The organism is Legionella sp. JM-2024, from assembly GCF_055389095.1.
On the sequence record NZ_AP039388.1, the window covers coordinates 744,645 to 758,724 of the forward strand.

The window sequence follows — 14,080 nt, forward strand, 5'->3', positions numbered from 1 at the left end:
TTCTGCCATGCGTTTTGTCAAGTTTTTGAGCAAATATAAATCTGCTCATGACAACACACATAGCAGAGAGGATATCATTATTTAATGGGGATGCGCAAAATGTGGGCTAAATTTACCTATATGAAGGTGGCACTCCAGCGCAAGCTGGGAAAGTACCGAATACAAATAAAGTAAAGCATGATCGGTTAATCTGCCGAATAAAAATAATGATCCACAGAACCAAAATAACTTAATGAAAGGTAATTTGAAATTATTAATAAACTACTCTACCCATACTATTCTCCTCAATGCTATATATCAAAACCGTTAAAACAAAAAAGCCTATAAAAACAAGATAAACTATATCGATCTGATTCAAATATTTACATGTTTGTTACATTTAAACCTCTCAACACTATGCTCCATGAACTAAGCTTAAAATGAATAATAGTAAATTTTAAGGATGGTCCATGTTAGTAGAATCTGTTATCGGTGTAGTCCGAGCCGTCAATGGATTATTAGAAAAAGTAAATTCTCAGGGAGAGGCTAAGTTAGTAAAATCAGGTGCCCATTTGCACGAAGGTGATATATTAACTCTATTAAGCGGCGAAGCATATATACAATTTATTAAAGGATTTCCAGAAGCCTTAGCTTTGGACAAATCCGTCAAACTGGATGGCATTTCACCAGCACTCAAGAGTGGTCTGGAGGATATAAATGAAGAGCTCGTCAAAGAAGCTTTGGCGAAAGGCATAGATCCATCTATAATACTTGATGTTCTTGGGTCGGCCGCAGCTGGCATAGGAACAATTAGCTCAGGGGGAGAGGCATTTGTTCTTGATCCGCGATATCTTTCCGGTTATGTAGCTTCTGGTTTTGAAACCAGTCCTGTCAGTTCAAATTATGTAACGGAAAATCTTCAATTGTTTTGGTTTGTTCCTGAAACAGAACCCTCAATTCCTACGATAAGTGAACCTACTATTACAGAACCAACTATTACACCGCCTCCTGCAATTACTATTACAGCTCAAGGAACCGTTATTGAGCCGGGTGGTAGCACAGCTACCCCAATTGCAGGTGTTCCTCAAGTTGGTGGATCTTTAGCAGGTTCAGCTGGATTTAATCCTCAAAATACAACTGGCGCTTTGGGTACTTTTGCACTGAAAGCAAATGGTGATTGGACTTACACACTACATGATAATGCTGCAGTTGATGCTTTAAAAGCGGGCGAAGTACTTGTTAGAACTTTTATAGCTACAACAACTGATGGTAACAAGGAATTAGTTACGATCACTATACGGGGCACAAACGATTGGCCGAAAGCTGAAGCTGATACTAAGACTATAGATGAAGATACTCAAGTTACAGGTAATCTTTTAATTAATGACAGTGATCCTGAAGGAAGTGACTTAACGGTTACTCAATTTACTATAGATGGCGATACAAAGACTTATAATGCTGGTGAAAAGGTCTTAATTGCAGGTGTTGGTTCAATAGAGATCATGGATGATGGTAGTTATACTTTTGTTCCAGTGACTAATTTTAATGGGCCAGTTCCTGTTGTAACGTACACTATGTCTGATGATGCTGGTGGTACAGATCGCTCAACCCTCACAATCAACGTTACACCGGTGGACGATGCGTTTAGCGATGCCAATGAAGTGGTGTCTGTTGATGAAGACACGACTTTGGCAGGCAGCGTGCTGGCAGGCACAAGCAGCGTGGACGGTCCGGTGACGGTGACAAGCTTCACCATAGCCGGGGACGGCACGACTTATACGGCCGGAGACACGGCCACGATTGCGGGCGTGGGCACGTTGAAGATTGAAGCCAACGGGGCATACACCTTCATCCCTGCGGCCAATTACAATGGTCCGGTTCCTGTGGCCACTTACACGATGACCGATGGCAGCAGCGGGGATACCTCGACGCTGACGATTACGGTCAATCCGGTGGACGATGCGTTTAGCGATGCCAATGAAGTGGTGTCTGTTGATGAAGACACGACTTTGGCAGGCAGCGTGCTGGCAGGCACAAGCAGCGTGGACGGTCCGGTGACGGTGACGAGCTTTACCATAGCCGGGGACGGCACGACTTATACGGCCGGTGATACGGCCACGATTGCGGGCGTGGGCACGTTGAAGATCGAAGCCAACGGGGCTTACACCTTCATCCCTGCGGCCAATTACAATGGTGCGGTTCCTGTGGCCACTTACACGATGACCGATGGCAGCAGCGGGGATACCTCGACGCTGACGATTACGGTCAATCCGGTGGACGATGCGTTTAGCGATGCCAATGAAGTGGTGTCTGTTGATGAAGACACGACTTTGGCAGGCAGCGTGCTGGCAGGCACAAGCAGCGTGGACGGTCCGGTGACGGTGACAAGCTTCACCATAGCCGGGGACGGCACGACTTATACGGCCGGAGACACGGCCACGATTGCGGGCGTGGGCACGTTGAAGATTGAAGCCAACGGGGCATACACCTTCATCCCTGCGGCCAATTACAATGGTGCGGTTCCTGTGGCCACTTACACGATGACCGATGGCAGCAGCGGGGATACCTCGACGCTGACGATTACGGTCAATCCGGTGGACGATGCGTTTAGCGATGCCAATGAAGTGGTGTCTGTTGATGAAGACACGACTTTGGCAGGCAGCGTGCTGGCAGGCACAAGCAGCGTGGACGGTCCGGTGACGGTGACAAGCTTCACCATAGCCGGGGACGGCACGACTTATACGGCCGGAGACACGGCCACGATTGCGGGCGTGGGCACGTTGAAGATCGAAGCCAACGGGGAATACACTTTCATCCCTGCGGCCAATTACAACGGCCCGGTTCCTGTGGCCACTTACACGATGACCGATGGCAGCAGCGGGGATACCTCGACGCTGACGATTACGGTCAATCCGGTGGATGACGCGTTTAGCGATGCCAATGAAGTGGTGTCTGTTGATGAAGACACGACTTTGGCAGGCAGTGTGCTGGCAGGCACAAGCAGCGTGGACGGTCCGGTGACGGTGACGAGCTTTACCATAGCCGGGGACGGCACGACTTATACGGCCGGTGATACGGCCACGATTGCGGGCGTGGGCACGTTGAAGATCGAAGCCAACGGGGCTTACACCTTCATCCCTGCGGCCAATTACAATGGTCCGGTTCCTGTGGCCACTTACACGATGACTGATGGCAGCAGCGGGGATACCTCGACGCTGACGATTACGGTCAATCCGGTGGATGACGCGTTTAGCGATGCCAATGAAGCGGTGTCTGTTGATGAAGACACGACTTTGGCAGGCAGTGTGCTGGCAGGCACAAGCAGCGTGGATGGTCCGGTGACGGTGACGAGCTTTACCATAGCCGGGGACGGCACGACTTATACGGCCGGTGATACGGCCACGATTGCGGGCGTGGGCACGTTGAAGATCGAAGCCAACGGGGCTTACACCTTCATCCCTGCGGCCAATTACAATGGTGCGGTTCCTGTGGCCACTTACACGATGACCGATGGCAGCAGCGGGGATACCTCGACGCTGACGATTACGGTCAATCCGGTGGACGATGCGTTTAGCGATGCCAATGAAGTGGTGTCTGTTGATGAAGACACGACTTTGGCAGGCAGCGTGCTGGCAGGCACAAGCAGCGTGGACGGTCCGGTGACGGTGACAAGCTTCACCATAGCCGGGGACGGCACGACTTATACGGCCGGAGACACGGCCACGATTGCGGGCGTGGGCACGTTGAAGATTGAAGCCAACGGGGCTTACACCTTCATCCCGGCGGCCAATTACAATGGCCCGGTTCCTGTGGCCACTTACACGATGACCGATGGCAGCAGCGGCGATACCTCGACGCTGACGATTACGGTCAATCCGGTGGACGATGCGTTTAGCGATGCCAATGAAGTGGTGTCTGTTGATGAAGACACGACTTTGGCAGGCAGCGTGCTGGCAGGCACAAGCAGCGTGGACGGTCCGGTGACGGTGACAAGCTTCACCATAGCCGGGGACGGCACGACTTATACGGCCGGAGACACGGCCACGATTGCGGGCGTGGGCACGTTGAAGATTGAAGCCAACGGGGCATACACCTTCATCCCTGCGGCCAATTACAATGGTCCGGTTCCTGTGGCCACTTACACGATGACCGATGGCAGCAGCGGGGATACCTCGACGCTGACGATTACGGTCAATCCGGTGGACGATGCGTTTAGCGATGCCAATGAAGTGGTGTCTGTCAATGAAGACACGACTTTGGCAGGCAGTGTGCTGGCAGGCACAAGCAGCGTGGACGGTCCGGTGACGGTGACGAGCTTTACCATAGCCGGGGACGGCACGACTTATACGGCCGGTGATACGGCCACGATTGCGGGCGTGGGTACGTTGAAGATCGAAGCCAACGGGGCTTACACCTTCATCCCTGCGGCCAATTACAATGGTGCGGTTCCTGTGGCCACTTACACGATGACCGATGGCAGCAGCGGGGATACCTCGACGCTGACGATTACGGTCAATCCGGTGGATGACGCGTTTAGCGATGCCAATGAAGTGGTGTCTGTTGATGAAGACACGACTTTGGCAGGCAGTGTGCTGGCAGGCACAAGCAGCGTGGACGGTCCGGTGACGGTGACGAGCTTCACCATAGCCGGGGACGGCACGACTTATACGGCCGGTGATACGGCCACGATTGCGGGCGTGGGCACGTTGAAGATCGAAGCCAACGGGGCTTACACCTTCATCCCTGCGGCCAATTACAATGGTCCGGTTCCTGTGGCCACTTACACGATGACTGATGGCAGCAGCGGGGATACCTCGACGCTGACGATTACGGTCAATCCGGTGGACGATGCGTTTAGCGATGCCAATGAAGTGGTGTCTGTTGATGAAGACACGACTTTGGCAGGCAGTGTGCTGGCAGGCACAAGCAGCGTGGACGGTCCGGTGACGGTGACAAGCTTCACCATAGCCGGGGACGGCACGACTTATACGGCCGGTGATACGGCCACGATTGCGGGCGTGGGCACGTTGAAGATCGAAGCCAACGGGGCTTACACCTTCATCCCGGCGGCCAATTACAATGGTGCGGTTCCTGTGGCCACTTACACGATGACCGATGGCAGCAGCGGGGATACCTCGACGCTGACGATTACGGTCAATCCGGTGGACGATGCGTTTAGCGATGCCAATGAAGTGGTGTCTGTCAATGAAGACACGACTTTGGCAGGCAGCGTGCTGGCAGGCACAAGCAGCGTGGACGGTCCGGTGACGGTGACAAGCTTCACCATAGCCGGGGACGGCACGACTTATACGGCCGGAGACACGGCCACGATTGCGGGCGTGGGCACGTTGAAGATTGAAGCCAACGGGGCTTACACCTTCATCCCGGCGGCCAATTACAATGGCCCGGTTCCTGTGGCCACTTACACGATGACCGATGGCAGCAGCGGCGATACCTCGACGCTGACGATTACGGTCAATCCGGTGGACGATGCGTTTAGCGATGCCAATGAAGTGGTGTCTGTTGATGAAGACACGACTTTGGCAGGCAGCGTGCTGGCAGGCACAAGCAGCGTGGACGGTCCGGTGACGGTGACAAGCTTCACCATAGCCGGGGACGGCACGACTTATACGGCCGGAGACACGGCCACGATTGCGGGCGTGGGCACGTTGAAGATCGAAGCCAACGGGGCTTACACCTTCATCCCGGCGGCCAATTACAATGGTGCGGTTCCTGTGGCCACTTACACGATGACCGATGGCAGCAGCGGGGATACCTCGACGCTGACGATTACGGTCAATCCGGTGGACGATGCGTTTAGCGATGCCAATGAAGTGGTGTCTGTCAATGAAGACACGACTTTGGCAGGCAGCGTGCTGGCAGGCACAAGCAGCGTGGACGGTCCGGTGACGGTGACGAGCTTTACCATAGCCGGGGACGGCACAACTTATACGGCCGGAGACACGGCCACGATTGCGGGCGTGGGCACGTTGAAGATCGAAGCCAACGGGGCTTACACCTTCATCCCTGCGGCCAATTACAATGGCCCGGTTCCTGTGGCCACTTACACGATGACCGATGGCAGCAGCGGGGATACCTCGACGCTGACGATTACGGTCAATCCGGTGGACGATGCGTTTAGCGATGCCAATGAAGTGGTGTCTGTTGATGAAGACACGACTTTGGCAGGCAGCGTGCTGGCAGGCACAAGCAGCGTGGACGGTCCGGTGACGGTGACAAGCTTTACCATAGCCGGGGACGGCACGACTTATACGGCCGGTGATACGGCCACGATTGCGGGCGTGGGCACGTTGAAGATTGAAGCCAACGGGGCATACACCTTCATCCCTGCGGCCAATTACAATGGTGCGGTTCCTGTGGCCACTTACACGATGACCGATGGCAGCAGCGGGGATACCTCGACGCTGACGATTACGGTCAATCCGGTGGACGATGCGTTTAGCGATGCCAATGAAGTGGTGTCTGTTGATGAAGACACGACTTTGGCAGGCAGCGTGCTGGCAGGCACAAGCAGCGTGGACGGTCCGGTGACGGTGACGAGCTTTACCATAGCCGGGGACGGCACGACTTATACGGCCGGTGATACGGCCACGATTGCGGGCGTGGGCACGTTGAAGATCGAAGCCAACGGGGCTTACACCTTCATCCCTGCGGCCAATTACAATGGTCCGGTTCCTGTGGCCACTTACACGATGACCGATGGCAGCAGCGGCGATACCTCGACGCTGACGATTACGGTCAATCCGGTGGACGATGCGTTTAGCGATGCCAATGAAGTGGTGTCTGTCAATGAAGACACGACTTTGGCAGGCAGCGTGCTGGCAGGCACAAGCAGCGTGGACGGTCCGGTGACGGTGACGAGCTTTACCATAGCCGGGGACGGCACGACTTATACGGCCGGTGATACGGCCACGATTGCGGGCGTGGGCACGTTGAAGATCGAAGCCAACGGGGTATACACCTTCATCCCTGCGGCCAATTACAATGGCCCGGTTCCTGTGGCCACTTACACGATGACCGATGGCAGCAGCGGGGATACCTCGACGCTGACGATTACGGTCAATCCGGTGGACGATGCGTTTAGCGATGCCAATGAAGTGGTGTCTGTTGATGAAGACACGACTTTGGCAGGCAGCGTGCTGGCAGGCACAAGCAGCGTGGACGGTCCGGTGACGGTGACAAGCTTCACCATAGCCGGGGACGGCACGACTTATACGGCCGGAGACACGGCCACGATTGCGGGCGTGGGCACGTTGAAGATTGAAGCCAACGGGGCTTACACCTTCATCCCGGCGGCCAATTACAATGGCCCGGTTCCTGTGGCCACTTACACGATGACCGATGGCAGCAGCGGCGATACCTCGACGCTGACGATTACGGTCAATCCGGTGGACGATGCGTTTAGCGATGCCAATGAAGTGGTGTCTGTTGATGAAGACACGACTTTGGCAGGCAGCGTGCTGGCAGGCACAAGCAGCGTGGACGGTCCGGTGACGGTGACGAGCTTTACCATAGCCGGGGACGGCACGACTTATACGGCCGGTGATACGGCCACGATTGCGGGCGTGGGCACGTTGAAGATTGAAGCCAACGGGGCATACACCTTCATCCCTGCGGCCAATTACAATGGTGCGGTTCCTGTGGCCACTTACACGATGACCGATGGCAGCAGCGGCGATACCTCGACGCTGACGATTACGGTCAATCCGGTGGACGATGCGTTTAGCGATGCCAATGAAGTGGTGTCTGTTGATGAAGACACGACTTTGGCAGGCAGCGTGCTGGCAGGCACAAGCAGCGTGGACGGTCCGGTGACGGTGACGAGCTTTACCATAGCCGGGGACGGCACGACTTATACGGCCGGTGATACGGCCACGATTGCGGGCGTGGGCACGTTGAAGATCGAAGCCAACGGGGCATACACCTTCATCCCGGCGGCCAATTACAATGGCCCGGTTCCTGTGGCCACTTACACGATGACCGATGGCAGCAGCGGCGATACCTCGACGCTGACGATTACGGTCAATCCGGTGGACGATGCGTTTAGCGATGCCAATGAAGTGGTGTCTGTCAATGAAGACACGACTTTGGCAGGCAGCGTGCTGGCAGGCACAAGCAGCGTGGACGGTCCGGTGACGGTGACAAGTTTTACCATAGCCGGGGACGGCACGACTTATACGGCCGGTGATACGGCCACGATTGCGGGCGTGGGCACGTTGAAGATCGAAGCCAACGGGGCATACACCTTCATCCCTGCGGCCAATTACAATGGCCCGGTTCCTGTGGCCACTTACACGATGACCGATGGCAGCAGCGGGGATACCTCGACGCTGACGATTACGGTCAATCCGGTGGACGATGCGTTTAGCGATGCCAATGAAGTGGTGTCTGTCAATGAAGACACGACTTTGGCAGGCAGCGTGCTGGCAGGCACAAGCAGCGTGGACGGTCCGGTGACGGTGACAAGCTTCACCATAGCCGGGGACGGCACGACTTATACGGCCGGTGATACGGCCACGATTGCGGGCGTGGGCACGTTGAAGATTGAAGCCAACGGGGCTTACACCTTCATCCCTGCGGCCAATTACAATGGCCCGGTTCCTGTGGCCACTTACACGATGACTGATGGCAGCAGCGGGGATACCTCGACGCTGACGATTACGGTCAATTCAGTCAATGACGCACCTGCTGGTACTAACAACACGGTTACGACGTTGGAAGATACTGGACGAGCTTTTACAGCGGCTGATTTTGGTTTTACCGATCCGAACGATAGTCCTGCGAACAGTTTGACAGCTGTCAAGATAACGACTTTACCAACGAATGGCAGTTTGACACTGAATGGGGTTGCGGTGACTGCGGGTCAAGTGATATCGGTAGCGAACATTAACAGTGGTTTACTTGTATTTACTCCTGCTGCGAATGCTAATGGAACCAATTATGCCAACTTTACCTTTCAAGTCCAGGATACAGGAGGTACAGCCAATGGCGGAGTGGATTTGGATCAAAGTCCTAATACAATGACGATTAATGTGACTCCAGTGAACGATGCACCTGCCGGCACTAACAACACGGTTACGACGTTGGAAGATACTGGACGAGCTTTTACAGCGGCTGATTTTGGATTTACTGATCCTAATGACAGTCCTATGAACAGTATGACAGCAGTTAAGATAACGACTTTACCAACGAACGGTACTTTGACGAATGATGGGGTTGTTGTGACAGCGGGACAATTGATATCCGTAGCAGATATTAATGCGGGCAAACTAGTATTTACCCCAGCAGAAAATGCTAATGGCAGCAATTACGCCAACTTTACTTTCCAGGTTCAAGATACAGGCGGTACAGCCAATGGTGGAGTTGATTTGGATCAAAGTCCTAATACGATGACTATTAATGTGACTCCAGTCAATGATCCTCCAGTTGCTATTGATGACACATTTGATATTTCAATAGCTGACCAAACTATCAATGGAATGCTTGCTAAATTCTATAATTATATAGAAGGAACAGATGGACCTAATTTAAGTAATGTTTCTCAAGTTGAGAATTTTATAAATACTCACAATCCAAATGCTACGTTTGTTTCAACGGTTGTTGATTATAATTTGAGTACTGGAAATCTGGGTTTTTATAACGGCCCTACAGATGACAATTTAAAAGATTGGTTGGGTAGTGATGGTAGTTCATTAGAACGTATTGGTACGCCGATTTCAACAGGGGATGCCATTGTCCATTTTGAAAGCTCTATAGAGTTATCAGCTGGAACTTATAATTTCCGAGTACATGCAGATGATGGTTATTCGATAAGAATAGATGGGGTGGTGGTAGCGGAGGTTAATGCTAATCAATCACCTACAACAACAACGCATCCCTCATTTACTATATCTGAGTCCGGCTTGCATTCAATAGAAATAATTTATTGGGATCAAGGCGGTGAATTTGTGCTTGAACCTGAACTAAGGAAGGGTTCTGGAACATATAATCCACTAGGAATAGAGGATGGTAGTGGTAATGGAGCTTTAGTTCGCAATGATATTATTGTAATTGATATAGCAGACATTTTGGCAAATGATTTTGATATTGATAGTGCTCATGCCTCATTAACTATCAATAATGTGAGTAATGCGAGTGTCGGGACAGTTAGTCTGGATGGAAATGGGCATGTGGTCATAAGCAATATTCCTTCTGGATATAATGGACCAATCACTTTTGATTATCAAATTCAAGATCCTCAAGGGGGTATTTCTAATGTTGCTCAGGTGACACTGAATGTTGATAATGGAGTTAATGATGCTCCAGTGAATACCGTACCAGGCACTCAAACGACTACTGAAGACACAGCAAAAGCAATTACTGGTCTTAGTATTTCTGATGCGGATTCTGGAAATAATGATATGACAGTCACTCTTCAAGTAACCAATGGTGTTTTGAATGTTAGTGGCGGAAGTGCAGTGATTGCAGGCAATGGTACTGGAACGATTACTTTGACAGGCACAGTTGCAGAAATTAATTCAACATTAGGATCAACGGTTAGTTATGTACCAAATACTGATTTCAGCGGTAATGCTACTTTAACAATGACTACCAATGATAACGGTAATACAGGTACAGGCGGTGCAAAGACAGATGTGGATACATTTTCTATTAATGTTACAGCAGTAGCTGATGCACCAGTGGTGTATGCACACATGAGCTTGCCATCGATCGTAGCCGGGGCTTCGGTTGTTAATGCGACTTTTGCTGATAATAATAATGAAAATAACCTTAATAACTGGACTAAAGTAGCCTTATTTAATAATACCTTCGCTGAAATACAAGGAGGTACTGGAAAAGGTTCTAGTGAAGCTACTCTGTTTAATAATGTAGCTTGGGCTGGTCAAACTGGTAGTAATTCTAATGAGGTTTCTAATTTTAATAGTAGATGGACTAAAACTAGTGGAACAATTACTTATAATAATAGTGGTGTTGCAGATGACGCTCAAGGGTTACTTATACTCAATTCTAATCAGTTAACCGCAGCGGAACGTGCCCTGACGAATTATGTGATTTCAGCTGACCTCTACGGTGATGCCAATTCCGCTCAAGCGAATGGATTGGGAATCGTGTTTGGTTATGTTGACGCTAATAATTATTATTTAGTGCGTTGGGAAAATCCTAGCGCTGATTATGCTCCTGGAGGTCCTCAATTCGAAAGTTACCCAGGACAGTACCATGAGTTGTCTATAGTTCAAATCGTTAATGGCACTCCTGTAGATTTAGCTCGTACCACATTTAATGCGGATGACTGGTTTAATGTGGATATTACAGTCACCAATAATGGCATTTCAGTTGCTGCACAGGATATATCCAATCCAAGTGTTACCGCAAATCTGGACTATATATACGGCAGTGTGAGCGGTGCCGGAACTTCTGCCCCAGCCTTAAATACTATTGGATTGTATACGTTTGATAATGATTCTGCTGTAAGATGGGATAACATTACTATCAACCAGGCAAGTTCTTATCAATACATCTTGCAGACAGAAGCTTATCTTAAAGACATCGATGGTAGCGAGACATTGAGTAATATTACACTTACTAATATACCGTCTGGAGTGACTTTGTTTGACATTGATGCTAATCAGTCAGTTTCAGTGACGGGAGGTACTGCAACGGTTATTCCTGATCATGATATTAGAGTGACATCAAATACAGTACTTAGTACAGCACAGATCAATGGTATAACGGCTAGTGTTACTGCAACAGAAGGTTCAAATGGTAGTAATTCAACAAGTACTACCTCCGTATTACTAGAGATTATAGGTGGATATAGCGCAGAAACACTTACTGGTACTAGTGCCAAAGAGTGGATTTATGGTGATGATGGAAATGATGTACTTGTCGGTGGCACAGGTGACGATGTTATTATCGGTGGATTAGGCAATGATACACTGACAGGTGGAGGAGGAGCTGATCAGTTTGTTTTGTTGAAAGGAGAGGGTGGAGCCACGGCTGCTGCAGCTCCAATTGATACTATTACTGATTTTGCAACTAATGTTGATACTATCGTTATCAAAGGAACCAATATCACTGGTGTGGCTGTATCCACCCCAGTCGCAAATACTTATACCATTACTGTGAATTATTCCGGTGGAGCACCTACAGAGTATTTCAAGGTTACTTTGTCAAATGGAGCAGCGTTAAATGATTCTGGAAAAACTCATTTGACTGGAGTCGTAGTAAGCGGTGGAACAGCTACCATTGATGGTACGATAGTTGGGGCTGTCTTATATCTCGATCTTAATGCTAATAATCAAGAAGATGAAGGAGAACGACTTGGTATCACCGATCAATATGGTCATGTAGAGTGGGTTGTTGATCTATCCAAACTAGATGTTAATGGTGATGGTCAATATACTATTGGTGAAGCTCGTGCCGTTCAAACAGGTGGTTTCGATATTGATACGGGTTTAAGTTATGAAATTAATCTTTACGGGCCTGTAGGTTCAGAAGTGATTTCACCATTAACCAGTCTCTTGCAAGCACAGTTAGAAGCAGGTATGACTTATGAGGAAGCGAATGCTGCCTTGGTTGCTCGTTTAGGTTTACCAGAGGGTACCGATATTATTAGTCTCAACCCAATTACTGGAAGTAGTAACATATTAGCTCAAAACGCAGCAGTAATGACTGCAGCAATTCAATTTGCAGAAGTGGCTGCCATACACTATTCAGCTGATGAAGGACACGTTTCATTTCTGGTTTTTCAAGCGATTGGCAAAGCATTGCTCGAGCTTCCTGATGGTACTGTTGCTGATTTTAGTGATCAAAATTTCCTGCAATCCATTTCTCATCATCTTGAAGTATTTAATCTGGCTAACACCGATCTCATCGATTATATGGTCACTAGCCAGAAAGCTTTACAGACCAGTATTTCAGTACTTTTACCAGGTGAGGATGCTCTCGGGGCTATTAGTAAGATCCAGCATGTGACTCAGGGTATATACGCACAAGCTATAGAAATGGCATTGATTGGTTATTTGCCATTAGATTATATCAAAGACATGGGTGCTATTCTTAATGCTTATACCCATGGTGATATTACTGCTGAACAGCTCAATTCCTTTGAAGATAAGCTCTCTGCAGTCCTTGTTAATTGGGATAATAATATTCCAGAGAATGGTTTAGAACATCACACAGGGACACTGACGAGTGATGTTACAACGGAGTCGCCTGATGCTGCTACTCCAGTGAGTGAAGTAACCAGTGAAGTTGATTCAGTTATAAATGATTTCATAACCACTCATAATATTCCAGTGTACTATTTCCAAGACTCACAACAGCCGCTAGAAGATACGAATGATAAAACAACAGTGATGCATGATGATATTGTCCAGGATTTATTGTTGGATGACCAAAGCCTTACAATGCTGGCAAATAATCCTGAGCTTAATGGTGGCCAAGGAGATGATATTCTTAATGGTTCTACTGGAAATGATGTTATCCATGGTGGGGCAGGTAATGATATCATCAAAGGTGGTGAAGGCAATGATAGTGTGACTGGAGGTCAGGGCAACGATATGATGACTGGTGGTGGAGGTATCGATTCTTTTATTTGGTTGGAAGGGGATGATGCTGATGGAGCAGTTGATACCATAACTGATTTTAAGGCTAATCCTGTAGGAAGTTCATCTGATGCAAGTATTCTCAATTTATCTGACTTGCTGTCAGGAGGGCATGTAGATGCCAATAGTCTGGATAATTATTTGAATGTTTCTACAACAGAAAAAGGGGATACTGAAATTAAAGTGGATCCTGAAGGCACTGGAAATTTTGAAGCACCAGCTCAAACTATAGTATTACAAGACGTCGATTTAACAGCTGTCTTCGCTACTCAGAACTCTCACGATATTGTTAATCAGCTGATTGCTCAAGGAAATTTGATAGTACCTCAATAAAATGAATTTATGGTATTTGCGGGTTTTGAATATTCGCGAATGCTTTTTGATTTTAAAGAATTAGAAAATATCCTCGCGCCATTTTTTTCTCTGCTATATACTCGCTTAATACAATATTAGCCTCAGGTTGTTTTGGCAAA

At 49.3% G+C, this 14,080-nt stretch carries 1 protein-coding gene; it reads left to right on the forward strand.

From position 1 onward, the window contains the following. The first annotated feature begins 449 nt into the window (after positions 1-449). On the forward strand, positions 450-13,940 hold the full coding sequence (locus tag ACZ5EK_RS03380) for a tandem-95 repeat protein (protein ID WP_464431393.1): 13,491 nt from the start codon (positions 450-452) through the stop codon (positions 13,938-13,940). The last annotated feature ends 140 nt before the right edge of the window (positions 13,941-14,080 follow it).